Raw genomic sequence first — 22,771 nt, 5'->3', positions numbered from 1 at the left:
TTTCCCGTTGCCGGGCAACAGGCAGAGGTCGAGTTTGTTTTTACTGACATCAATACCGAGATAAATCATAAGACAGCTCCCTTTCACATGAACCATCACGCCATCTTGCCTTGTACATACGAAGTCAGAGCTTCTGGTTACCGTTCAGAGTAGATGCTGGCGTGAAAGGAGAAACGGAGGGCTTTAAGCTACGGCACAAGATCGGGTCTTAAGCGGCGCGACAAGCTGCCTCCGTTTCGTGTAACGGGTAGCTAACCAGTTACAACTTCAAGATACAAGCGGCGCGATTTATCGCGCAGTTTTTTCCAGCCACGCGCGGAATTGCGCGATAAATCGCGCCGCTACGCTTCAGGGCAATGTCAGATAACGGCCACAGTCATCCTGCTGCGCGTCATCCGTAAGATACGGGATTTCGCCCAGACACGGCGCATCAAGACGCTGACGCAATGTTGCCAGATATTCCTGATGCCGCTTACCCGGCGGTTGAATAGTATTGGCGATCCAGCCTGCAAGGCGCAGGCCACTCGCATGCACGGCGGCGGCAGTTAGCATCGCATGGTTGATACAACCCAGTTTGATACCCACCACCAGGATCACCGGCAACTGCTCAGCCACCACCCAATCAGCATAGGTTTGCGTTGCCGACAACGGAGTAAACCATCCGCCCGCGCCTTCTACCAATACCCATTCTGCCTGTTGCTCCAGCTCCCGTAGCCCGGCAGACAGTCCGGCAAAATCGATTGGCCTGCCCTCTTCGGCACTGACGATATGCGGTGACGTGGGTTCAAGAAAAGCCAGCGGATTGACCTGCTCATAACGCAACGCCAGCGAGCTGTAGCGTTGCAGCGCCAGCGCATCGCTGTTGCGGATGCCTTCGGCAGTTTGCTCACAACCCGAGGCCACCGGCTTGTAACCTGCGGTGACCCATCCGGCAGCTCCCGCCGCCTGTAGCAACGCGCCACTGGCTACCGTCTTGCCGACTTCGGTGTCGGTACCTGTAATAAACCAGCGTTTCATGCCGTTAAGATTCCATACATCAGATGATAACTCAGGCGATAACCCGCCTCGTCCTGTGGCCAGCACTGCTCCAGCCGGGCCAACTGACTCCGCGTCAGTAATCCGCCCTGGCGTCCATCGTGCAGATGGGTTGCGCCAATGCCTTTCAGCGAACGCATCGCGTTGAGCGCGCTGGGAAAATGTAAGGTGATGGTTTGCAGCGTGCTGTGCAGCGCCATGCCATCGGTCGCGGCGGCGATTTGCGCCGCGCTGAGAAAACGGTTGGCGTGCTGACGTCCATCCAACTGCGCCCACGCCTGATGAACCTCATTGAGCGAACCGGCCAGCAAAGTGGAAAACAGCACGCTGCCGCCGGGGCGAGTCACGCGCAGAAATTGCTGCAAAGCAGTGCGCAGATCGCTACTCCATTGCACCGCGAGGTTGCTCCACACGCCATCAACGCAGGCATCCGGCAGCGGCAGAGCATCAATATCGCCCTGCACATAATGATGTGCCGAGTGTTGCCGGGCCGCGCTATTCAGCATGGTTGGTGACAGGTCAAGCGCAGTCAGGGTACGTCCACGGTCGCGCCAGTAGCGGCTGTACCAACCGGTGCCACATCCGGCATCCAGCAGGTGCGGGCCAAATCCGGCCGGTGCCAGCGCCAGCAGGGCATCACCACTCTGGCGTTGCAACTCGGCATGCTGCTCATAATGTTGTGCCGCCCGACCAAACGCCTGAGCAATCGCCTGTTTATTGATGTGCAGCGTCATACAGCGCCTCCAGCAGACGATCGATATCGTCAAAACCATGTGCGGCGGTCAGGGTGATGCGAAGGCGTGCTGTGCCCGGTGGCACCGTCGGGGGACGAATGGCGCTGACCCAGCAGCCCGCCGCCTTCAACCGCTGTGATAACGCCAGCGCAGCACTGTTCTCACCGACCACCAACGGCTGGATGGCGCTGGCCGATGGCATCAACTGCCAGGGGAGATCTGCCGCTCCAGCGCGAAAACGCGCGATATTGGCGTGCAACTGCGCACGCAATTCATCGCCCTGCTGAATTTGCTGTAACGCCGCCAGCAGCGCGAAGCACTGCGCGGGCGGCATGGCGGTCGAGTAGATCAAATGGCGGGCAAACTGTTCCACATAATCGGCGGTCGCGTCATCGCACAACAAAGCGGCACCGCTGACGCCAAAGCCTTTGCCGAAGGTGACGATCAGTAATTCTGGCTTCACCTGCTGCTGCCAGCAGCTACCACGACCTTGCTCACCGGTCACGCCAATACCATGTGCATCATCGACCAGCAGCCAGCCGTTGGCGCGTTGCGTTTCAGCAGCCAGCTGCGCCAGCGGTGCGCTGTCGCCATCCATGCTGAAGACGCCTTCGGTGACCACCAGGGTGTTACCCTCCACCGGCGTTGCCAACAGCTTTGCCAGGCTGGCGGGCTGATTGTGGGCAAAACGGCGCAGCGTGGCCGGGCTGTGGCTGGCAGCATCCAGTAACGAGGCGTGCGCCAGCTTGTCGGCCACAATCCGATCCGACTTTTCCGCCAGCAGATGGATCACCGCCTGATTGGCGGCGAAACCCGAGATAAACAGCAGCGCACGGCGATAACCCAGCCAGTCGGCCAGTTGTTCTTCCAGTTGCGCATGATAACGGCTGAAACCGGTCACATGTCCCGATGCACCCGCGCCAGCCCCGGCCTCAGCGGCCCCCTGTTGCCAGGCGGCAATCACTGCCGGATGCTGACTCAGGCCAAGATAATCGTTGCTGGAAAAGTGGCGATAGCGTTGCCCGGCGACGGTCAGCTCGCGCACGTTGTTGTGTTCCACGCGGATACGCTGACGCCAGCCGTCGGCGGCACGCCGCGCCGCCAGCGCCTGTTCGATGCGTTGCGACCAGCTCATTACACCGCCGCGTTGTAAAACTGCGCGGTATCGGCATGCAACAGCTGTTCACTCAACTGATATTGCTGTTCGTTATCACCGGCGGTGGTGGCGGTATGCTCCGGGTTGAGTCCCAGTTTACGGAACAGAATCAAATCCTTGTCTTCTTCCGGGTTCGGCGTGGTCAGCAGCTTGCAGCCGTAGAAAATCGAGTTTGCCCCGGCCATAAAACACATCGCCTGGGTCTGTTCGCTCATCTGCTCACGACCGGCAGAAAGGCGGACATGAGAAGACGGCATCATGATACGGGCCACCGCAATGGTTCGGATAAAATCGAACGGCTCGACATCGTCGTTATCCGCCAGCGGCGTGCCTTTAACTTTCACCAGCATGTTGATCGGCACGCTTTCCGGCGGTGTCGGCAGGTTCGCCAGTTGCACCAGCAGACCGGCACGATCTTTTACCGTTTCGCCCAGGCCGACGATACCGCCCGAACACACCTTAATGCCCGCACCACGCACTTTGTCGAGGGTATCGAGGCGTTCCTGGTAGCTGCGCGTGGTGATGATGTTGCCGTAGAATTCCGGCGAGGTATCGAGGTTATGGTTGTAAAAATCCAGACCGGCATGCGCCAGGCGCTGCGCCTGGGTGTCGTTGAGGGTGCCGAGGGTCATACAGGTTTCCATCCCCATCGCTTTCACGCCCTGCACCATCTGCTCCAGGTAAGGCATGTCACGATCGTGCGGGTTTTTCCACGCCGCCCCCATACAGAAACGGCTCGAACCGGCAGCTTTGGCTTTGCGCGCCGATTCCAGCACCGCTTCCACCTCCATCAGACGTTCCGATTCCAGCCCGGTTTTGTAGCGCGCGCTCTGCGGGCAATATTTACAATCTTCCGGGCAGGCGCCGGTTTTGATCGACAGCAGGGTACTGACCTGCACCTGACGCGGGTCGAAATGTTGGCGATGTACCTGCTGCGCCTCAAACATCAGCTCAAGGAAAGGTTTATCGAATAGTGCCTGGGCTTGTGCCAGTGTCCAGCGATGTGCCATTGCTTCACTCCAGAAAAGGGTTCATCCTGACGATTAACGTGGTTATACTTGTAAACTATATTTTTTATTTTTGGTTTACAATACCCATGTTCACTCAGGACGATCTCAATTTCGACCGCCAGCATATCTGGCATCCCTACACCTCAATGCGTGATCCCCTGCCCTGCTACCCGGTCGTCGCGGCGCATGGCTGCCAGTTGCAACTGGCGGATGGACGTGAATTAGTGGATGGCATGTCGTCATGGTGGGCGGCGATCCACGGTTATAACCATCCACGTCTTAATCAGGCATTGCAGGACCAACTGGCGCAGATGTCGCATGTGATGTTTGGTGGCATCACCCACCCGGCAGCGGTGGAGCTGTGCCGTCAGTTGGTGGCGATGACGTCAGCCCCCCTGGAATGTGTGTTCCTCGCCGATTCGGGGTCGATCGCCGTCGAAGTGGCGATGAAAATGGCGCTGCAATACTGGTTGGGACGGGGGGAAACCCGACAAAAATTTCTCACACTGAAACGCGGTTATCACGGCGACACGTTCGCCGCGATGTCGGTGTGCGATCCGCAAAACTCGATGCACAGCTTGTGGCGCGGTTATCTGCCGGAACACCTGTTCGCGGCCGCACCGGAGCGAGGGTTTGATGATGCGTGGGATGACGCTGATTTCGCCGATTTTGCCCGTCTGGCGGAGCAACATCACCGGCAGATTGCCGCAGTGATCCTGGAGCCCATTGTGCAGGGCGCAGGGGGGATGCGTTTTTATCATCCGCGTTATCTGCAACGGGTGCGTGAGCTGTGCGATCGCTACGGTTTGTTGCTAATTGCCGACGAGATTGCCACCGGCTTTGGCCGCAGCGGCAAGTTGTTCGCCTGCGAACATGCCGGGATCGTGCCGGATATTTTATGTCTGGGCAAAGCCCTGACGGGCGGCACTATGACGCTCTCCGCCACCCTTACCACTCGCGCAGTGGCCGATACCATCAGCAACAGCGCCGCCGGCTGCTTTATGCATGGCCCAACCTTTATGGGTAATCCGCTGGCGTGCGCGGTCGCGGTGGAAAGCCTGAAGATGGTGAACGAAGGTCACTGGTCGGCGCAGGTGGCACAGATTGAGCAGCAGCTACGCGCGGCATTGCTGCCGTTAGCTGACCATCCGGCCGTAGCGGATGCACGCGTTCTGGGGGCGATTGGTGTGATTGAGACTCGTCGGGCAGTGGATATGGCAGCCCTGCAACAGTTCTTTGTCGAGCGCGGGGTGTGGATCCGTCCGTTTGGGCGGTTGATCTACCTGATGCCACCCTATGTGATCACGGCGGCGGAGCTGACGAAGTTGACCGACGCCGTACGCGATGCGCTGGATTTTTCGCACCATTTTCAGGGGTGAAAAACAGCGCGATACATCGCACCGCTACCATTCCCCCCGTAACGGCGCGATTAATCGCGCAAGGTTTTAGCGATTTATCGCGTAATGACTTAACCCAGTGGGTGAATCACCACCCACATTGGGCCTTGTCCGACGGCATAACGCGCCAGCGGCGTCAGCAGACCGCGATCGTCGCTGATTTTGTAGACCTCAATATGGTGCGATTTCTGCCCGGCTGCAACCAGATATTTCCCGCTGTTGTCGATATTAAAACCACGCGGTTGCGTCTCTGTCGGCTGGAAGCCCTCGATGTTCAACAAGCCGCCATCTTCGCTGACGTTGAATACGGTAATGGTGCTGCTGGTGCGATCGCAGGCATACAGGAAACGGCCATCCGGCGTCAGATGGATATCCGCTGCCCAGCGGGTGCCGCTGAAATCCGCAGGCATCATATTCAGGCTCTGCACACGCTCCACTTCGCCGTGTGCATTGCTTAACGCCCAGACATCTACGCTGCTGTCCAGTTCGTTGACGCAATAGCTATAGTTGCCATTCGGGTGAAACGCCATATGACGCGGGCCAGCGCCTTCAACCGTGGTGACCTGGGCTTGCGCGGCGGGTGTCAGGCTGCCATCGTTGCCTAACTGGAACAAACAAATACGATCCTGCTTTAGCGCCGGCACAAACAGCGTCTGGTTTTTCACATCAATATTGGCGGAGTGACAACCTTCCAGCCCGCCGATCACCTGGCTCGGAGCCTGCGGCAGACCATCGCTACCAATTGGGCTGATGCTGACACAGGCATCATTGTAAGAACCGCAGAACAGGAAGTTACCCTGGCGATCGGTAGAAATGTGCGTCGGGCTTCCCGGCAGCGGTGCCTCTCCGGCTTCGCTCAGGGTGCCATCCGCGGCAATACGGTATGCCAGCACGCGAAAATTCGGACGCACGCCAACATAGAGGAAATCTTTCTTCGGGCTGACCACCATCGGCTGCACCTGACCAGCCACATCCGTCACCTGTAATAACGTCAGCGCGCCATCTTCCTGTAACTGCCAGGCGTGAATCTGCTGGCTCTCGGGGCTGGCGGTATACACGACTTGTTTCATGCGTTCTCCTTGTTCGGCTTGCTGAAAGGGTATCACTCTAGCGCGTTTCATTTTGCCGCGCAGGAATCATTTGTGCCCTGCTTTTTGTCTCAAAGGCGTTACCCGGTGTAGACTGGTTGCTTTGTAACCCAGACGGAAAGAGTAATGAGCTACCGCGTAATCGCCCTTGATCTTGACGGCACCCTGTTGACCCCGCGTAAAACCATTCTGCCTGAATCCCTTGAAGCCCTGGCCCGCGCGCAGCAGGCAGGCGTCAAAGTGCTGATTGTTACCGGTCGCCACCATTGTGCCATCCATCCTTTTTATCAGGCACTGCAACTGGATACACCCGCTATCTGCTGTAACGGTACTTATTTGTATGATTATCAGGCGAAAAAGGTGCTGGCCTCCGATCCGCTGGAAAAATCTCAGGCGGTGCGGGTGATCGAGATGCTGGATGAACAGCAGATTCACGGCCTGCTGTATGTCGATGACGCGATGCTTTACCAGGAGCCGACCGGCCATGTGACACGTACCCTTACCTGGGCGGAATCACTGCCTGCGGCACAACGTCCGACCTTCCTCCATGTGCCGAGCCTGGTTCAGGCTGCGCACGATGCACAGTCGATCTGGAAGTTCGCCCTGTCCCATGCCGATACCCACGCACTGCAACAATTTGCCGAGCGCACCGAAGCCGAACTGGGGCTGGCGTGTGAATGGTCATGGCACGATCAGGTGGATATCGCCCAGCGCGGCAACAGCAAAGGCAAACGCCTTGCGCAGTGGGTGGAGAGCCAGGGATTAAGCATGAAAGACGTGCTGGCGTTTGGTGATAACTACAACGACCTCAGTATGCTGGAAGAAGTCGGTCTGGGCGTGGCGATGGGCAATGCCGACGACGCGATCAAAGCACGCGCCGGCAAAGTGATTGGCACCAATCTGGAGCCGGGCATTGCCGAAGTGATTTACCAGGAAATTCTGTAAAATCCGCGCGATAAATCGCGCCGCTACGGATTTCCCGACATCAGGGCGTAATCGACACGCTTTTAATCTGGGCATACAGCCACTGATCCGGCCGAATGCCCAGCTCATCCCGCGCCCAAGGCGAAATACGCGCCCACAGCTCGCTGATGCCAATGCGCAGCTTAACCTCTACCTGATCGTCAATCTCCAGCAATTCAACCACCTGTGCGGGCAGGATGTTACGAATTGAGGTGTTTTGCGGCGGTTGCAATGCCAGCGACACATCGGCTGACGCGATACGAATGCGTAACGCGGTTTTCAGCGGCTGATTGACCCGGCTGACCCAGATATGTTGATCGCCGAGTGACAGCGCTGTCATCGGGTAATCAGGATGCTGCTCCAGCACCTGGACGCGAAGTACGCTGGTGCGATCGCTGGCCGGTAGCCACGGGCGCATCGCCGCACTGCTCCACACCTTCTCCAGCGAGCCAAAGGCTTTGACTTTACCGCTGTCCAGCACCAGCACGTTATCCGCCAGTTGCAGGATCTCGTCAAGGCTGTGCGACACGTACAACAGCGGAATATCCACCTGTTTCGCCAGCTTTTGCAGGTAAGGCATCAGTTCACGTTTACGTGGTAAATCCAGCGAGGCCAACGGCTCATCCATCAACAGAATATCCGGTGCCGTGAGCAGCGCGCGGCCAATCGCCACCCGCTGTTTCTCGCCGCCAGATAAAGAAGATGGCGCGCGACGCAGCAAGGCGTCGAGGCCCAATAACGCCACCAGGCTGTCGAATTGTGGTTTCATGGTAGCCGCCATACCGTATTGCAGATTGCCGCGCACGCTGTAATGCGGGAACAGGCGAGCATCCTGAAACACATAACCGATACGGCGTTTCTCTGGCGGTAAATTCAGTCCGGTGGCGGCATCAAACAACAGCCGTTCATCCAGTTTAATCTGCCCCTGCTGCGGCTGAGTTAACCCGCCAATCGCGTTGATCAACGAGGTTTTGCCCGCGCCAGAAACGCCAAAAATTGCGGTGATCCCTTTGCCGGGGATCTCCACGTCCACATCTAACTGGTGGGTGCCCAACTGCTGGGAAAAGTTCAGTGTCAGCATTAAACCCCCAGCCGCTTACGGCCCCAGCGGGCCAGCAGTTCCGACGCCACCAGCGACAGCAACGCCAGCACAATCGCCACCGCACACAAGCGCGCGGCGGCATTTTCCGCCCCCGGTGTTTCAATCAGGGTAAACATCGCTGACGGAATGGTGCGGGTTTCACCAGGTATATTCGACACGAAGGTGATGGTGGCACCAAACTCACCCAGCGAACGGGCAAAAGCCAGCACCGTACCGACAATGATGCCGGGAAAGGTCAGGGGTAAGGTAATGGTAAAGAACACGCGCCAGCGTCCTGCGCCGAGGGTGCGTGCCGCCTGTTCCAGTTTGGTATCTACCGCTTCCAGCGCCAGGCGAATGGCTCGCACCATTAACGGGAAAGCGATCACCGCCGCCGCCACCACCGCGCCACGCCAGCTAAAAGCAAAGCTGAAACCAAACCAGTCATATAACCAGGCACCGATAAAGCCACGCCGCCCGAGGGCAATCAGCAGCAAATAACCGACCACCACCGGCGGTAGCACCAGCGGTAGATGGATAACACTATCGAGCAGGGTTTTGCCCGGAAACTGGCAACGCGCCAGAATCCAGGCCATCAGGATGCCCAACGGCAGGCTACACAACACCGCCACAGTGGAGACTTTCAGGCTGAGAAACACCGCCTGCCATTCGGGATCACTCAATATCATTTCTTCGGCGTAAATCCATACTGTTTAAACACTGCGGCGGCTTCCGGCCCCTGCAAATACTTGAAGAAGGCTTCTACCGGCGCACGCTGATGTTCTTTGACGATCGCCATCGGATATTCGACCGGCTTATGGCTATCTTCCGGGAAACGCCCCACTACCTGCACTTTTTGGCTGGCTACTGCATCGGAACCGTAAACAATGCCATAAGGCGCTTCATTACGTTCCACCAGCGCCAGCGCAGCACGCACGTTGTTGGCCGGGGCCAGTAGCGGCACTAACGTATCCCACGCGCCCAGTTTCTGTAACGCTTCTTTTGCGTAGATCCCGGCAGGAACATGATCCGGGTCGCCCACCGCCAGACGCTGGCCCTTCAGCAGGCTTTTCCAGTCGGTTTGCGCATTGATGGTCACGGCTTTAGCGCTGTCGCTGCGCGGTGCCACCAACACCAAATCGTTACCCAACAGGGTTAAACGCGTGTTATCGATGACGCTTTTTTTCGCCACCGCATCGTCCATCCACTGCTGGTCAGCAGAGATAAACAGATCTGCCGGTGCACCCTGCTCAATCTGGCGCGCCAGTACCGACGACGACGCAAAGGACGACACCACTTCGACACCGGTTTTTTTCTGATACTGCGTGGCGATATCCTGCAACGCGTTGGTCAGTGAGGCCGCTGCAAACACGGTAATTTTCTCAGCAGCCAGTGCCTGTCCGGCCAGTGAAAAAGTCAGAACGGCAGCGGCACCCCAGCGGTAATGTTTTGATAGCATTTTTAGCTCCTTGTTACGTTATATACTGAATACTACAACGCTGGCTTCGATGCTGTCATGAAGTTTATATCGGCAGGATTTGGCGGAAGTTAAGAGCAAAACGCCCGCAAGATGCGGGCGTTGAAAAATCAATGTGAGTTGTTGGCGGGGCGATCGTCGCGGCGGCCAAATTTCGAGATGACGTTGAAGACTTCACCCAAGCCGTAAATTAAACCCAGCATGATAGCCATAACAATTGGCACCATAATGATGGCCACGGCCAGGCTTTTTAGCAGTTCCAGCATGGAAACCTCACGAAAATGATAAAAAAGTGATTGTAACGGCTTGAGAATAAACTGCCATGCCCTTTTCGTGCTTTTACTTTAGCGCATACAATTGGTGCCACTAACTTAAGGAGCTGACATGCAAGCTGAACTCTCTCTCCATATTCGCCTACAGCAGAAGTTGTTTGCCGATCCGCGCCGCATCGAACTTCTGAAGCGGATTAAGGAGACCGGCTCCATCAGCCAGGGAGCAAAACTGGCGGGTATCAGTTACAAAAGCGCCTGGGATGCCATCAACGACATGAACGGGATGGCAGATCAAACCCTGGTGGAACGCGCCACCGGCGGCAAAGGAGGTGGCGGTGCGCAACTGACACGTTACGGTGAGCGCCTGATCCAGCTGTTCCAGCTGATGGAGCAGATCCAGCAGAAAGCCTTTGATGTGCTGCAAAACGACACCCTGCCGCTCGATAGCCTGCTGGCGGCGATTGCGCGTTTCTCGCTGCAAACCAGCGCACGCAACCAACTGTACGGCACGGTACTGGCGCGTGATAATCAGCAGGTAGTGCAGCATCTTGAGGTGTTGTTAAGCGATGGCGTAACCCGCTTGCAGGTGGCGCTGACCCAGCGCAGTGCCGAACGTTTGCAACTGGAAAGCGGCAAAGAGGTGCTGGTGCTGATCAAAGCACCGTGGATTCAAGTCAGCCGCACAGCCAGCCACGGGGATAATCAGCTGCCGGTGCAGATAACCACCATTGAACCCGGTGAACAGGTGAGCGAGGTGTTGATGGCGCTACCTGGTGGAGAAACCCTGTGTGCCACGCTGCCGAATAGCGCAGTGACGCAGCAGAATCTGCAACCTGGCGACAACGTCACCGCCAGTTTTAATGCGGAACACGCCATCATCGCCACACTGCTCTGAAATCCCGGCCATGATTTGACTTCACCGACAGCGGTCGCTACAACTGAGTGACACGATGCATAAAATGGAACAAATCATGGCTTCATTGCAAATTTCGCAAGGCACGTTTCGTCTTAGCGACACCCGAGTACTGTCCCTCAATGATTTAACGCTTAACAGCGGAGAGAGCTGGGCGTTTGTCGGTGCCAACGGTAGCGGCAAATCCTCACTGGCCCGCGCGTTGTCCGGTGAATTGCCGCCGGGTAAAGGCAGCGTCACGCATAGCTTTCAACGTCCGACCCGCTTATCACTCGAACAGCTGCAAAAGCTGGTGACCGAAGAGTGGGAACGCAACAACACCGACATGCTCAGCGAAGGCGAGGATGACACCGGTCGCACGGCTGCGCAGATCATTCAGGATGAAGTCAAAGACGACGCGCGCTGTCAGGCGCTGGCGCTACAGTTTGGCATCAGCTACCTGCTGGATCGTCGTTTTAAATATCTCTCGACCGGCGAAACGCGTAAAACCCTGCTGTGCCAGGCGCTGATGGCGCAACCGGACCTGCTGATCCTCGATGAACCTTTTGATGGTCTGGATGTGGCGTCCCGTGCCAGCCTGGCGCAAACCCTGAGCGATCTGCATCAGCATGGCTACACCGTGGTTCTGGTGCTGAACCGCTTTGACGATATTCCCGACTTTGTCGATCAGGTAGGCGTACTGGCGGAGTGCACCCTCACCCACGTCGGCCAACGTCAGGCGATTCTGGCTGAAGCGCTGGTTGCCCAACTGGCGCACAGTGAAAAACTGTCCGGTATGGCGCTGCCGGAAGCCGATGCTCCCGATCAAATTCCCCCGCTGGCGGAGGATGCGCCACGGGTGATTCTGCGTAACGGCGTGGTGTCATATAACGACAAGCCGATTATCAACGGCCTGAGCTGGCAGGTAAATCCCGGTGAGCACTGGCAGATTATCGGCCCCAATGGCGCAGGCAAATCCACCCTGCTCAGCCTGGTGACCGGTGACCATCCGCAAGGCTACAGCAACGATTTAACCCTGTTCGGCATTCGTCGCGGCAGCGGAGAAACCATTTGGGACATCAAACAACATATTGGTTACGTCAGCAGCAGCCTGCACCTTGATTACCGTGTCAGCGTCAACGTGCGTACTGTGATCCTCTCCGGCTTCTTTGATTCCATCGGACTGTATCAGGCGGTGTCGGATCGGCAAAAATCGCTGGCGCGTCAGTGGCTGGCGTTACTGGGGATGGATAACGCGCTGGCCGATGCGCCCTTCCATAGCCTCTCCTGGGGCCAGCAGCGGCTGGTGCTGATTGCGCGTGCGTTGGTGAAACATCCGGCGCTGCTGATTCTGGATGAACCGTTGCAGGGTCTGGATCCCATCAACCGTCAACTGGTGCGACGCTTTGTCGATGTGCTGATTGGCGAAGGTCGTACCCAGTTGTTGTTTGTTTCCCACCACGCCGAAGATGCGCCACAGTGCATCACCCATCGCCTGAGCTTTGTCGCGCAGGATGGCGGTGACTATGGGTATCAGCAAGAAAAGCTGCGTTAAAACCCGCGCGATAAATCGCGCCGCTACGCTAGCGGCGTGATTTATCGCGCATCACACCATCAATGTAACCGTTACCATTTCATTGCCCACATATTCGGCAAACACGCCTGATAACCCCACAAAATGAGAATCGTCACCTTGTGTAAACGATACCATTTATCCAGACTGGATCACGCTTTCAGTCTGACCTTTATGCTACTTTGAACGCAGTCATTTTTATCTGTTTGTCGTTTACCAGGATCCAACATGGAAAAATTTAACCCGGTCGATCATCCGCATCGCCGTTATAACCCGCTGAGCGATCAGTGGGTATTGGTTTCGCCACATCGCGCCAAGCGTCCGTGGCAGGGCGCACAGGAAACGCCGGCGCTGGAAACATTGCCGGCACACGATCCCGACTGCTTCCTCTGCGCCGGTAATACCCGCATCACCGGTGATAAAAATCCCGATTATAAAAGCACTTACGTCTTCACTAATGACTTTGCCGCGCTGATGACCGACACGCCTGATGCGCCGCAAAGCGACGATATTCTGATGCGTTGCGAAAGCGCGCGCGGCACCAGCCGGGTGATCTGCTTCTCGCCGGATCATAGCAAAACCCTGCCGGAACTGCCGCTCAGCGCGCTGGAAGAGATCGTACGTACCTGGCAGGAACAAACCGCCGATCTCGGTCAGCACTACCCGTGGGTGCAGGTGTTTGAAAACAAAGGTGCAGCGATGGGCTGCTCTAACCCCCATCCGCACGGTCAGGTATGGGCAAACAGCTTTTTGCCGAATGAGGCACAGCGGGAAGACCATCTCCAGCGTCGCTATTACGCCGAAAAAGGCACACCGATGCTGCTGGACTACGCCGCGCGTGAACTGAACGATGGTAGCCGTACCGTAGTAGAAACCGACCACTGGCTGGCGGTGGTGCCCTGGTGGGCCGCGTGGCCGTTTGAAACGCTGCTGCTGCCAAAAGCGCAGGTGAAACGCATCACCGATCTGACCGACGCGCAACGCAAAGATCTGGCGCTGGCGATCAAGCTGCTCACCAGCCGCTACGACAACCTGTTCCAGTGCTCCTTCCCCTACTCAATGGGCTGGCACGGCGCGCCTTTTAACGGTGAAGCCAACGATCACTGGCAACTGCACGCGCATTTCTATCCGCCGCTGCTGCGCTCAGCAACGGTGCGCAAATTTATGGTTGGCTACGAGATGCTGGCCGAAACCCAACGTGATTTAACGGCAGAACAGGCGGCTGAACGCCTGCGTTCTGTCAGCGATGTCCATTTCCGCGAGGCGCAATAAATGTCATTAAAATCCATTACACAACAGACGTTCGTCGAGACATTTGGTTATCAGCCGAGCCACAGCATTCAGGCACCTGGTCGCGTTAACCTGATTGGTGAACACACCGACTATAATGATGGTTTCGTGCTGCCCTGCGCCATTGATTATCAAACCGTGATTGCCTGTGCCAAACGCGATGACCGCCAGGTGCGCGTGGTGGCGGTGGATTACGATAACCAGCAAGACAGTTTCTCACTGGATGCGCCGATTGAGCCGGTAAAAGAACCGATGTGGGCCAATTATGTGCGCGGCGTGGTGAAACATCTGCAAAAACGCGATGCCAGCTTTGGCGGCGTGGATATGGTGATCAGCGGTAACGTGCCGCAGGGCGCGGGCCTGAGTTCTTCGGCGTCGCTGGAAGTGGCGGTGGGCACCGTGTTCCAACAGTTGTATCAACTGCCGCTCGACGGCGCAGCCATTGCCGTGAACGGTCAGGAAGCGGAAAACCAGTTTGTCGGTTGTAACTGCGGCATCATGGATCAGTTGATCTCGGCGCTGGGTAAGCAGGATCACGCCATGCTGCTGGATTGCCGTAGCCTCAGCACCCGCGCCGTTTCGATGCCGGCAGATGTGGCAGTGGTGATCATCAACTCCAACTTCCGCCGGACGCTGGTGGGCAGTGAATATAACACCCGTCGCGAGCAGTGTGAAACCGGTGCACGTTTCTTCAATAAACCCGCGCTGCGCGATGTCACCCTGGCGGAATTCGAAGCGGCTGAAGATCAGCTCGATCCGCTGGTGGCAAAACGTGTCCGTCATGTGATTACCGAGAATGCGCGCACGCTGGAAGCCGCCGACGCGCTGGCAGCGGGCGATCTGACGCGAATGGGTGTCCTGATGGCCGAATCACACGCCTCAATGCGTGATGATTTCGAAATCACCGTGCCGCCGATTGACCAGTTGGTGGAGATCGTCAAAGCTGAGATCGGACCGCGCGGCGGTGTGCGAATGACCGGTGGCGGCTTTGGCGGCTGCATCGTGGCCCTGATGCCAACCGATTTGGTGGATCAGGTAAAAGCGGCAGTGGCCGGGCAGTATGAAGCCCAAACCGGTATCAAAGAAACCTTCTACGTGTGTAAAGCCTCTGAAGGAGCTGGCCAATGGTAAATGATGTGCAATCACATGCACCGGATGGACAACCGTGGCGCATTACCGTGTTACGTAATCATAACGGTATGGTGGTGACGTTTATGGACTGGGGCGCGACCTGGCTGTCGGCGCGCGTGCCAATGCGGGATGGCAGCGTGCGTGAAGCGCTGCTCGGTTGCGCCACGCCATCCGACTATCTGCACCAGGATGCGTATCTCGGTGCCACGGTCGGCCGTTATGCCAACCGTATTGCCAACGCCACGCTGAAGCCGCTGAATCTGGCACTGGTGGCCAATCAGGGCGCGCATCAGCTTCATGGCGGGCCGCAAGGATTTGATAAACGTCGCTGGCAGATCATCAGCCAGAGCGAAACCGAGGTGCATTATCGCCTCGACTCGCCGGATGGCGATCAGGGATTCCCCGGCAATCTGATTGCTGACCTGCGTTATCAACTTGATGACGACAATTGCCTGTCGATTAGCTATGTAGCGAGCACCGATAAGCCCTGCCCGGTCAACCTTACCAACCATGCTTACTTCAACCTTGACGCGCATCATGGCGATGCGCGCCAGCATCGCTTACAACTGCTGGCAGACCGTTATCTGCCGGTCGACAATGAAGGCATCCCCAATGCGCCGCTGAAAGCGGTAGAGGGAACCAGCTTCGATTTTCGTCAGCCGAAAACCGTCGCCGATGACTTCCTCGCCGATGACGATCAGAAAGCGGTAAAAGGTTATGACCATGCGTTTCTGCTGAATACCGCTGGTGACAGCAGCCAGCCCGCCGCCCGACTGTGGTCGGCCGACGGTAAGCTGGAGTTGAGCGTATTTACCGCTGCCCCGGCGCTTCAGTTCTACTCCGGCAACTATCTGGAGGGAACGCGCGCCCGCGAGCAGGGAAGCTATACTGCTTTCCAGGGCATCGCCTTAGAGAGTGAATTTTTACCGGATTCGCCCAACCATACTGAGTGGCCGCAACCGGATTGTTGGTTGCAACCCGGCGACAGCTGGCAGTCGGTGACGCGCTATCGCCTCACCCCGCACTGACCCGCCGGATGAAAAACGCGCACTGCGTCGCTGACAGGCTTACGCAGTGCGATGTTTTCCGCTATGGTATGGCGCTATCAGTGAGCCGCTTCATCAGGTGGCCGCCGCCGGTTTCTATAATACATCAAGCATTAAGGAGTTAAGCTATGGCCGTAACTAAGCTGGTTCTGGTGCGCCACGGCGAAAGCCAGTGGAATCAGGAAAACCGCTTCACCGGATGGTACGATGTGGATCTGTCCGACAAGGGTCGCACCGAAGCCAAAGCAGCCGGTCAGCTGCTGAAGAAAGAAGGTTTCGTATTCGATTTTGCCTACACCTCCGTGCTGAAACGTGCCATCCACACCCTGTGGAATGTACTGGACGAGCTGGACCAGGCCTGGCTGCCGGTTGAAAAATGCTGGCGTCTGAACGAACGTCACTACGGTGCGTTGCAGGGTCTGGACAAAGCAGAAACCGCTGCCAAATACGGCGACGATCAGGTGAAACAGTGGCGTCGCGGCTTCGCGGTTACTCCGCCAGAACTGGATCGCAGCGATGAGCGTTTCCCGGGCCACGACCCGCGTTATGCATCACTGACTGATGCCCAGCTGCCGACCACCGAAAGCCTGGCGCTGACCATCGAACGTGTGATCCCTTACTGGAACGACAGCATTCTGCCGCGCATCAAAAGCGGTGAGAAAGTGATCATTGCGGCACACGGTAACTCGCTGCGTGCGCTGGTGAAATACCTCGACAACCTGAGCGAAGACGAAATCCTCGAACTGAACATTCCAACCGGCGTGCCGCTGGTGTATGAGTTCGACGAGAACTTCAAACCGCTGAAACGTTACTATCTGGGCGATGCCGACGAGATCGCTGCGAAAGCAGCCGCCGTGGCAAACCAGGGTAAAGCGAAATAAAAAAGAAGGCCAGACGCAAGTCTGGCCTTTCTCTTTATCGCGCTGTTATCAAACCCGCGCGATAAATCGCGCCGCTACGGAAATTAACCGCGACGCTGTTTAACCGCCTGAGCCAACTGACGCAATACTTTGTCAGTATCTTCCCAGCCAATACAGGCATCGGTCACGCTTTTGCCGTATACCAGCGGCTCACCGCTGTCGAGGCTCTGGTTACCTTCCACCAGGTTACTCTCCAGCATCACACCGGTAATACCTTGCTCGCCACCGGCAATCTGCTGCGCAACATCTTCCGCCACCACCATCTGGCGCTGGAACTGTTTGCTGCTGTTGGCGTGGCTGAAGTCGATCATCACCTGTGGTGTCAGGCCCGCTTTCTCCAGCCCGGTTTTCACCGCTGCCACATGATGGGCGCTGTAGTTGGGTTCTTTACCGCCGCGCAGGATGATATGACAATCTTCGTTGCCGCTGGTTTCGACAATCGCTGAATGACCATACTTGGTGACCGACAGGAAGCAGTGCGGCGCGCTGGCAGCACCAATGGCGTCAATCGCCACTTTGATGGTGCCATCGGTGCCGTTTTTGAAACCTACCGGACAGGAAAGACCGGAAGACAGCTCACGGTGCACCTGTGATTCGGTGGTACGCGCACCAATCGCGCCCCAGCTCATCAGATCCGCCACGTATTGCGGGGTGATCATATCAAGGAACTCGCCTGCCGCAGGCAGACCGGTATCGTTGATATCCACCAGCAATTTGCGCGCCAGACGCAGGCCGTCGTTGATCTGGAAGCTGCCATCCATGTAAGGATCGTTGATCAGCCCTTTCCAGCCCACGGTGGTACGGGGTTTCTCAAAGTAGACACGCATTACCACTTCCAGCTCGCCGCTCAGCTCATCGCGCAACTTCAGTAAACGCCCGGCATACTCTTTGGCGGCTGCGGTGTCATGAATCGAGCACGGCCCGATGATCACCAGCAGGCGGTCATCTTCGCCATGCAGAATACGGTGAATAGCCTGGCGGGCTTTCGCGACGGTCTGTGCCGCGCTATCAGTCGCGGGAAATTTTTCAAACAACGCAACAGGAGGTAATAATTCTTTGATTTCTTTAATTCTTAAATCGTCGTTCTGGTAATTCATACTTAGTCCATTCAATTTCTGGCCCGGCGCGCGCCGGACGCAACCCGTCCACTGTAGCCCGTCAGACTAGCGCTGTAAATTACCCGCGCGGGGAAAGGGTATAAGTGAAATTTGCATTTATGCGGTTTTGCACTAGACTTTTAATAGTAAGAACCATGTATTGAATAAACTTCATTAGTTAAATTCACACATCACATCTTCGATGGAATTATATTCCGTCGGGGTGCTTTGTTTTCGTCAAACTGCACCATCGGGTTCAAGACGGCAACTGTCATTAATTAAAGGAGCATAATGATGAATAAGTTTGCAATTATCTTTCTCACGGCAGCAATGACACTTGGTAGCGGAGCAGCGATGGCGGCTTCGGATAGTAACGGGACAACTAATCAGGCTGCGGATGCCGGTGCGGCGGCTGGCGGCGCGAAACAGAATCTGCCTCCGAATAAAGTTGATAATAGCAAAATCAACAACACTGATGTGAATAGCGCGGCAACGTCGGGTAGTACTGACAGCAGTAATATGTCTGCCAGCGAAATTCATAAAAATAGCCAGTGTAAAGAAGGGAAATGTCCGGACATGAACAAAAAAGTCCAGACGCAAAAAGGCAGCGGTGAGGTTAATACCAAAACCGACGGTACCAGCCAGTAAGCCTGTTCAATCAGGTCGTCATCTTTAGGGTGACGACCTGTCCATTAACTGACCCAGCCCTTCAACGCGGCAAGCTGGCGATCCAGGGTGAAGACCTGCCAGTCAACCCGCTGCGAACTCAGGGTGAATATCGCGGTAGCGAGGGTGTTTTCGTCATCCGGGTCCTGCGGTGATAAACGGTAGATCGGTAGCTCAGCATCATGCTGGTCCGACAAAATCGCTTTTGCCGCATCCTCGTCCAGTTCTGACTGACTGGCCTGCCAGCCTTTTAATCTTGCCTGGCGTGAAGCTGAACTGGCGGTGATAACCTGCTGAACATCGTCCATCACCGGGTGAACAAGGTGATTGGCATGGCCCATCACATTTGTTACCTGCACCACGGAACAGCCCGAACCGGTGGCCTCCACACTGAATACACGACCGTCGCCCATCTGTCCCAGCGTATGGTGAAATGCCCCGGCACGCGTATGCGTGGTTAATTGCAGAACCGCCTCGTCCAGCGTGGCGGCGTTTAACGCCGCGCGGGCCAGCACCTGACGCGGTAAACCCGCCGGGCGGTGCAGCGCACGGATATTATTCACCGTGTTGACGATGCCCTTCTCGTTAACTGCAAAGGTATGACCGGGAATTGAGCCGGGATAAGCAAAGCTGGTGAACCCCAGCCCGTCATCCGGCGTGATGCTGACCAGCGCGCAATCCTCGCGCAGCTGCGGGAAACCATCCTCGTTATGGGCGATGATAATCTCACCGGTCACGCGACTACCCGCCACGGTAGTACAACCGTCCGAAGTGGAACGCACCAGATCGCCACGGCAGTTCCATGCGAGGACCTCGTCAACCGGGACGCCCAGCCCCTGCGCCATACCTTCCAGCTCCTGCCAAATCAGCGGATACTGCGCGATCACCGCAGCGCGCATTGCCTGGAGTTGTGCCGATCCCTGCATGGCGATCACCGTTTGCCACAGCCGGGTTTGCGTCAGCTTCTGATGCCAGGCATCACGGCCAAACTCACCTAATTGCTTACCGACGGCAAATGCGGATCCACTGATTGCGATTTTTTTCATGGTGTTATCATTCACTTATATTCAGGAAACGTGCTGCAAAAACTCTTTCAGACGCGGATTGCTGCTGGCGTTGAGCAGAATATCAGGCGGGCCATCTTCCGCAATGGTGCCACCATCAATAAAGATTAGTCGCGATGCCACATCACGCGCAAAACCGATCTCATGGGTGACGATCACCATTGTCATGCCTTCATCCGCCAGCGAGCGCATCACCTTTAACACCTCATGGCGCAGCTCCGGGTCGAGGGCCGACGTCGGTTCGTCAAACAGCATCATTTTCGGCTTCACCGCCAGCGCACGGGCAATCGCGACACGCTGCTGCTGGCCGCCGGACAACTCGGAGGGATAATGATTGGCACGTTCACGCAGCCCGACGCGATCCAGTAGCGCCAGCGCCTGTTCGCGTGCCGCCGCTTTACTCTGCTTACGCACGCGAATTGGGCCAAACATCACGTTCTCCAGCGCGGTCAGATGCGGAAACAGGTGAAACTGCTGGAACACCATCCCTGCTTCGCGGCGGATATCACACTCATTGGCGTGGGGATCGGTGATGTGCATGCCTGCCACCAGCAGGGTGCCGGAAGAAATCTCTTCCAACTTGTTAATACAACGCAGCAGCGTTGATTTGCCCGATCCCGATGGACCGATGATCACCACCACTTCCCCGGCTTCAATTTTTAAATTGATATCGTGCAGCACCTGAGTCGCACCAAAATGCTTGGAGACCGCATTAAATTCAACCATGCTCATAAAATATGGATCCTTTTCTCCAGTTGCTTCAGCAGGAAACTCAGGCACAACGTCACCAGCAGATAAATCAGCGCGACCGCGGTCCAGACTTCCAGTGCACGGAAGTTGCCCGCAATAATTTCCTGACCCTGACGCGTTAATTCAGCCACGCCAATGACAATAAATAATGAGGTGTCTTTAATGCTGATAATCCATTGATTCCCCAGCGCCGGAATCATACGACGTAACGCCAGCGGCATGATCACGTACCATAGTGTACGGCGCTGGGAGAGCCCCATCGCCAGGCTGGCCTCTTTAAAACCTTTATTAATGGATAAAATGGCGCCACGGGTAATTTCTGCAATATAGGCACCAGAGTTAATAATAATGGTGACAATCGCGGCGCTCACCGGATCGATACGAATTGGTAACACCATCGGCAATGCGAAGTAAATAAACATCACCTGCACCATAATAGGTGTACCACGGATCAGCTCAACGAAAATTAATGATATCGTTTTCGTGATACGGCCACCCAGGGCACGGCAGGTTCCCGCCAGCAGGCCAATCACAAACCCACCGAGCAATCCCGTCAGGGAAATAATCAACGTCAATTGTAATCCCTGTAATAACAGCGGCAGGGATTCCCATATATATTTGGTTTCGAAATTCATAGCACGACCAATTCAGCTAAATTCAGGCCGGTTTTCACCGGCCTGACAGGATTATTTAGGTTGTTTATCAAACCACTTTACGTAGATTTTGTTGTAGGTGCCGTCGGCGCGTAATGCTTTCAGCGCCGCATTAACTTTTGGCGTCCAGCTGCTGTTTTTCTGCATTGCGAAACCGTACTGCTGCGGCAGAATGCTGTCGGTTTCTCCGGTAGATTTCACTTTGCCATCACCGGCAGTTTTCACGTAATAGAGTACGTTCGGTGAATCGTGCACCACGGCATCCAGATTACCGGCCTGCAAATCAAGGTAGGCGTTGTCGATATTCGGGAACTCAACGTAATCCGCTTTATATTTGGCTTTCATAAAGCTGGCCGCCGCAGTGCCCTGTTTCAGGCCCACTTTTTTACCCGCCAAATCGCTGAATTTGGTGATGGCGTTATCACTGCTTTTAACCGCCATTAATAAATCGGCGTCATAATAACCATCGCTGAAATCCACCACCTGTTTGCGAGCATCGGTGATGGTAATCCCGGCCATTGCCACATCCAGATTGCGTGATTGCAAGCCCGGAATTAAACCACCGAAGTCCATTGGACGTAATTCATAGCTGACATGCATTTTCTGTGCAATGGCATCCCATAAATCGATATCAAAACCGACATATTTATCGCCTTGTTTAAATTCAAACGGAACAAAAGCGGTATCCACACCCACCACCAATTTATCCTGGGCCGTAGCAACAAAACTGGCCGAACAGGCAACGAGTGCCAGCGTGACTTTTAATTTTGAAAAAAATGCAGACATAATAACCCTCAGCGTCAGTGAAACAGCAGGCAGTAGCATTCGCGCAGCACAATAAATATTGGCTACCATTATTCATCAATGTTATTCAGCACGGGGAATAAGGGCGCAATGCCTGCCCTTATTTTCGAGTGAACCACTTATGCGGGGATAATAAAATCCCTGGTGTCGGGTACTGGCGTCTGTGCGCCATTCATTATCATGGAAAGAAAACTGTAATAACCGTTGATACCGATCAGGTCGACCACACCTTTCTCACCCCACAGGGCGATGGCCTGTTGCCAGGTGTCATCATTCACTTTTTTCTGTTGATGCAGCTGCTGGCAGAAGTGATACAGCACCCACTCATCATCCTGTAAATCTTCAGGCAAGCGTTGCTCGTTAATCGCCTGCACCGCGTGGGCGGAGATCCCCTTCTCCCGTGCGATAGGGGCGTGAATCGCCCACTCAACCGGCTGTGACCAATGGCGCGCCGTAAGCAGAATCGCCAGCTCCGACAGGCGCTGACCCAGCGCACTGCGATAACGCAGATATTCACCCATACGTTGTGCATGCGCCATCAACTCCGGACTGCGTAACAGCGGTTCAAACGGTGGCAACAAGGCACCGCGCGGTCCGTTGATGATCTCTTCAGCCAACTGACGCTGTTCTTCGCTCCATTGCTGTTCAGCCAGCGGCGGTAAACGATTCATA

24 protein-coding genes are annotated in these 22,771 nt (G+C 56.0%); 9 read left to right on the top strand and 15 right to left on the bottom strand.

The features are described 5' to 3' along the window. Positions 1-348: 348 nt before the first annotated feature. The 4 genes from bioD to bioB are packed head-to-tail and all read right to left on the bottom strand — an operon-like array spanning position 349 to position 3,935. Positions 349-1,017: a dethiobiotin synthase gene (bioD, locus tag CTZ24_RS05995; protein ID WP_021182454.1), complete on the bottom strand. Its 669-nt coding sequence runs from the start codon at positions 1,015-1,017 to the stop codon at positions 349-351. Next, entirely contained in the window at positions 1,014-1,769 is a 756-nt protein-coding gene (bioC, locus tag CTZ24_RS05990; protein ID WP_208725047.1) for a malonyl-ACP O-methyltransferase BioC, read from the bottom strand. The genes bioD and bioC overlap by 4 nt, the downstream gene beginning before the upstream one ends. Then, a complete protein-coding gene (gene bioF, locus CTZ24_RS05985) occupies positions 1,750-2,904 on the bottom strand; it encodes an 8-amino-7-oxononanoate synthase (RefSeq protein WP_208725046.1) in 1,155 nt (384 codons plus the stop codon). Before bioF ends, bioC begins: the two co-directional genes overlap by 20 nt. Further along, complete coding sequence (bioB, locus tag CTZ24_RS05980) at positions 2,904-3,935, bottom strand: biotin synthase BioB (protein ID WP_021182451.1); 1,032 nt, start codon at positions 3,933-3,935, stop codon at positions 2,904-2,906. Before bioB ends, bioF begins: the two co-directional genes overlap by 1 nt. A gap of 86 nt (positions 3,936-4,021) precedes the next feature. On the opposite strand from bioB, the gene bioA reads away from it, so the two are divergent. Continuing rightward, positions 4,022-5,314 carry an adenosylmethionine--8-amino-7-oxononanoate transaminase gene (gene bioA / locus CTZ24_RS05975; RefSeq protein WP_208725045.1) on the top strand — a complete coding sequence of 431 codons (1,293 nt, stop codon included), beginning with the start codon at positions 4,022-4,024 and terminating at the stop codon, positions 5,312-5,314. Positions 5,315-5,403: 89 nt separating this feature from the next. Here bioA and pgl read toward each other — a convergent pair whose 3' ends face one another. Next, on the bottom strand, positions 5,404-6,402 hold the full coding sequence (gene pgl / locus CTZ24_RS05970; RefSeq protein ID WP_208725044.1) for a 6-phosphogluconolactonase: 999 nt from the start codon (positions 6,400-6,402) through the stop codon (positions 5,404-5,406). A gap of 144 nt (positions 6,403-6,546) precedes the next feature. Between pgl and CTZ24_RS05965 the strand changes: the two genes are divergently transcribed. Continuing rightward, positions 6,547-7,365 (top strand): pyridoxal phosphatase, encoded by an 819-nt coding sequence (locus CTZ24_RS05965; RefSeq protein WP_208725043.1) that lies wholly within the window; start codon positions 6,547-6,549, stop codon positions 7,363-7,365. Positions 7,366-7,405: 40 nt separating this feature from the next. Here the strand turns inward: CTZ24_RS05965 and modC are convergent, their stop codons facing one another. The 4 genes from modC to CTZ24_RS05945 form a co-directional block, all read right to left on the bottom strand. Beyond that, positions 7,406-8,464, bottom strand: coding sequence for a molybdenum ABC transporter ATP-binding protein ModC (modC, locus tag CTZ24_RS05960; RefSeq protein WP_021182447.1), 1,059 nt, complete (start codon positions 8,462-8,464; stop codon positions 7,406-7,408). Continuing rightward, positions 8,464-9,153: a molybdate ABC transporter permease subunit gene (gene modB / locus CTZ24_RS05955; RefSeq protein WP_021182446.1), complete on the bottom strand. Its 690-nt coding sequence runs from the start codon at positions 9,151-9,153 to the stop codon at positions 8,464-8,466. The genes modC and modB overlap by 1 nt, the downstream gene beginning before the upstream one ends. Beyond that, positions 9,150-9,923, bottom strand: a complete 774-nt coding sequence (modA, locus tag CTZ24_RS05950; protein WP_208725042.1) for a molybdate ABC transporter substrate-binding protein — start codon at positions 9,921-9,923, stop codon at positions 9,150-9,152. The genes modB and modA overlap by 4 nt, the downstream gene beginning before the upstream one ends. A 128-nt stretch (positions 9,924-10,051) precedes the next feature. After that, positions 10,052-10,207 carry an AcrZ family multidrug efflux pump-associated protein gene (locus CTZ24_RS05945; protein ID WP_021182444.1) on the bottom strand — a complete coding sequence of 52 codons (156 nt, stop codon included), beginning with the start codon at positions 10,205-10,207 and terminating at the stop codon, positions 10,052-10,054. 118 nt (positions 10,208-10,325) lie between these two features. Here CTZ24_RS05945 and modE point away from each other — a divergent pair, with 118 nt between their 5' ends. The 6 genes from modE (at position 10,326) to gpmA (ending at position 17,026) form a co-directional block, all read left to right on the top strand. After that, positions 10,326-11,108, top strand: a complete 783-nt coding sequence (modE, locus tag CTZ24_RS05940; protein WP_021182443.1) for a molybdenum-dependent transcriptional regulator — start codon at positions 10,326-10,328, stop codon at positions 11,106-11,108. Between the two features lie 76 nt (positions 11,109-11,184). Next, complete coding sequence (modF, locus tag CTZ24_RS05935) at positions 11,185-12,660, top strand: molybdate ABC transporter ATP-binding protein ModF (RefSeq protein WP_208725041.1); 1,476 nt, start codon at positions 11,185-11,187, stop codon at positions 12,658-12,660. Positions 12,661-12,906: 246 nt separating this feature from the next. Beyond that, on the top strand, positions 12,907-13,950 hold the full coding sequence (galT, locus tag CTZ24_RS05930; RefSeq protein WP_208725040.1) for a galactose-1-phosphate uridylyltransferase: 1,044 nt from the start codon (positions 12,907-12,909) through the stop codon (positions 13,948-13,950). Beyond that, positions 13,951-15,099 (top strand): galactokinase, encoded by a 1,149-nt coding sequence (gene galK / locus CTZ24_RS05925; protein ID WP_021182440.1) that lies wholly within the window; start codon positions 13,951-13,953, stop codon positions 15,097-15,099. Continuing rightward, positions 15,093-16,127: a galactose-1-epimerase gene (galM, locus tag CTZ24_RS05920; protein ID WP_208725039.1), complete on the top strand. Its 1,035-nt coding sequence runs from the start codon at positions 15,093-15,095 to the stop codon at positions 16,125-16,127. Before galK ends, galM begins: the two co-directional genes overlap by 7 nt. A gap of 146 nt (positions 16,128-16,273) precedes the next feature. Then, the gene (gpmA, locus tag CTZ24_RS05915) at positions 16,274-17,026 is read left to right on the top strand and encodes a 2,3-diphosphoglycerate-dependent phosphoglycerate mutase (RefSeq protein WP_013508332.1); all 753 of its coding nucleotides are present in this window, start codon (positions 16,274-16,276) and stop codon (positions 17,024-17,026) included. 83 nt (positions 17,027-17,109) lie between these two features. Here the strand turns inward: gpmA and aroG are convergent, their stop codons facing one another. Next, positions 17,110-18,162, bottom strand: coding sequence for a 3-deoxy-7-phosphoheptulonate synthase AroG (gene aroG / locus CTZ24_RS05910; protein ID WP_208725038.1), 1,053 nt, complete (start codon positions 18,160-18,162; stop codon positions 17,110-17,112). A gap of 291 nt (positions 18,163-18,453) precedes the next feature. On the opposite strand from aroG, the gene CTZ24_RS05905 reads away from it, so the two are divergent. Further along, positions 18,454-18,810, top strand: a complete 357-nt coding sequence (locus tag CTZ24_RS05905; RefSeq protein ID WP_208725037.1) for a YbgS-like family protein — start codon at positions 18,454-18,456, stop codon at positions 18,808-18,810. A gap of 44 nt (positions 18,811-18,854) precedes the next feature. Here CTZ24_RS05905 and CTZ24_RS05900 read toward each other — a convergent pair whose 3' ends face one another. From CTZ24_RS05900 to CTZ24_RS05880, 5 genes are all read right to left on the bottom strand, one after another. Further along, complete coding sequence (locus tag CTZ24_RS05900) at positions 18,855-19,874, bottom strand: C45 family autoproteolytic acyltransferase/hydrolase (protein WP_208725036.1); 1,020 nt, start codon at positions 19,872-19,874, stop codon at positions 18,855-18,857. A gap of 21 nt (positions 19,875-19,895) precedes the next feature. Further along, the gene (gene glnQ / locus CTZ24_RS05895; RefSeq protein WP_036624772.1) at positions 19,896-20,618 is read right to left on the bottom strand and encodes a glutamine ABC transporter ATP-binding protein GlnQ; all 723 of its coding nucleotides are present in this window, start codon (positions 20,616-20,618) and stop codon (positions 19,896-19,898) included. Positions 20,619-20,620: 2 nt separating this feature from the next. Next, positions 20,621-21,277: a glutamine ABC transporter permease GlnP gene (glnP, locus tag CTZ24_RS05890; RefSeq protein WP_208725035.1), complete on the bottom strand. Its 657-nt coding sequence runs from the start codon at positions 21,275-21,277 to the stop codon at positions 20,621-20,623. Between the two features lie 51 nt (positions 21,278-21,328). After that, a complete protein-coding gene (glnH, locus tag CTZ24_RS05885; protein WP_208725034.1) occupies positions 21,329-22,081 on the bottom strand; it encodes a glutamine ABC transporter substrate-binding protein GlnH in 753 nt (250 codons plus the stop codon). A 137-nt stretch (positions 22,082-22,218) separates the two neighbouring features. After that, positions 22,219-22,770, bottom strand: coding sequence for a carboxymuconolactone decarboxylase family protein (locus CTZ24_RS05880; RefSeq protein WP_208725033.1), 552 nt, complete (start codon positions 22,768-22,770; stop codon positions 22,219-22,221). Position 22,771: the final 1 nt, after the last annotated feature.

The sequence above is a fragment of the Pantoea phytobeneficialis genome, from assembly GCF_009728735.1.
Lineage (GTDB): Bacteria > Pseudomonadota > Gammaproteobacteria > Enterobacterales > Enterobacteriaceae > Pantoea > Pantoea phytobeneficialis.
Note: the sequence above shows the minus strand (reverse complement) of the source record. Positions and strands in the feature narration are given on the sequence as shown.

Excerpts from the sequence above, each read along its gene's own strand:
- bioA (WP_208725045.1), top strand. The coding sequence starts at position 4,022 with ATGTTCACTCAGGACGATCTCAATTTCGACCGCCAGCATATCTGGCAT.
- gpmA (WP_013508332.1), top strand. The coding sequence starts at position 16,274 with ATGGCCGTAACTAAGCTGGTTCTGGTGCGCCACGGCGAAAGCCAGTGG.
- modC (WP_021182447.1), bottom strand. The coding sequence starts at position 8,464 with ATGCTGACACTGAACTTTTCCCAGCAGTTGGGCACCCACCAGTTAGAT.
- modF (WP_208725041.1), top strand. The coding sequence starts at position 11,185 with ATGGCTTCATTGCAAATTTCGCAAGGCACGTTTCGTCTTAGCGACACC.
- CTZ24_RS05880 (WP_208725033.1), bottom strand. The coding sequence starts at position 22,770 with ATGAATCGTTTACCGCCGCTGGCTGAACAGCAATGGAGCGAAGAACAG.
- modA (WP_208725042.1), bottom strand. The coding sequence starts at position 9,923 with ATGCTATCAAAACATTACCGCTGGGGTGCCGCTGCCGTTCTGACTTTT.
- bioD (WP_021182454.1), bottom strand. The coding sequence starts at position 1,017 with ATGAAACGCTGGTTTATTACAGGTACCGACACCGAAGTCGGCAAGACG.
- glnP (WP_208725035.1), bottom strand. The coding sequence starts at position 21,277 with ATGAATTTCGAAACCAAATATATATGGGAATCCCTGCCGCTGTTATTA.
- bioF (WP_208725046.1), bottom strand. The coding sequence starts at position 2,904 with ATGAGCTGGTCGCAACGCATCGAACAGGCGCTGGCGGCGCGGCGTGCC.
- bioB (WP_021182451.1), bottom strand. The coding sequence starts at position 3,935 with ATGGCACATCGCTGGACACTGGCACAAGCCCAGGCACTATTCGATAAA.
- pgl (WP_208725044.1), bottom strand. The coding sequence starts at position 6,402 with ATGAAACAAGTCGTGTATACCGCCAGCCCCGAGAGCCAGCAGATTCAC.
- CTZ24_RS05900 (WP_208725036.1), bottom strand. The coding sequence starts at position 19,874 with ATGAAAAAAATCGCAATCAGTGGATCCGCATTTGCCGTCGGTAAGCAA.
- CTZ24_RS05965 (WP_208725043.1), top strand. The coding sequence starts at position 6,547 with ATGAGCTACCGCGTAATCGCCCTTGATCTTGACGGCACCCTGTTGACC.
- galM (WP_208725039.1), top strand. The coding sequence starts at position 15,093 with ATGGTAAATGATGTGCAATCACATGCACCGGATGGACAACCGTGGCGC.
- modB (WP_021182446.1), bottom strand. The coding sequence starts at position 9,153 with ATGATATTGAGTGATCCCGAATGGCAGGCGGTGTTTCTCAGCCTGAAA.
- CTZ24_RS05945 (WP_021182444.1), bottom strand. The coding sequence starts at position 10,207 with ATGCTGGAACTGCTAAAAAGCCTGGCCGTGGCCATCATTATGGTGCCA.
- modE (WP_021182443.1), top strand. The coding sequence starts at position 10,326 with ATGCAAGCTGAACTCTCTCTCCATATTCGCCTACAGCAGAAGTTGTTT.
- galK (WP_021182440.1), top strand. The coding sequence starts at position 13,951 with ATGTCATTAAAATCCATTACACAACAGACGTTCGTCGAGACATTTGGT.
- glnH (WP_208725034.1), bottom strand. The coding sequence starts at position 22,081 with ATGTCTGCATTTTTTTCAAAATTAAAAGTCACGCTGGCACTCGTTGCC.
- CTZ24_RS05905 (WP_208725037.1), top strand. The coding sequence starts at position 18,454 with ATGATGAATAAGTTTGCAATTATCTTTCTCACGGCAGCAATGACACTT.
- aroG (WP_208725038.1), bottom strand. The coding sequence starts at position 18,162 with ATGAATTACCAGAACGACGATTTAAGAATTAAAGAAATCAAAGAATTA.
- galT (WP_208725040.1), top strand. The coding sequence starts at position 12,907 with ATGGAAAAATTTAACCCGGTCGATCATCCGCATCGCCGTTATAACCCG.
- glnQ (WP_036624772.1), bottom strand. The coding sequence starts at position 20,618 with ATGGTTGAATTTAATGCGGTCTCCAAGCATTTTGGTGCGACTCAGGTG.
- bioC (WP_208725047.1), bottom strand. The coding sequence starts at position 1,769 with ATGACGCTGCACATCAATAAACAGGCGATTGCTCAGGCGTTTGGTCGG.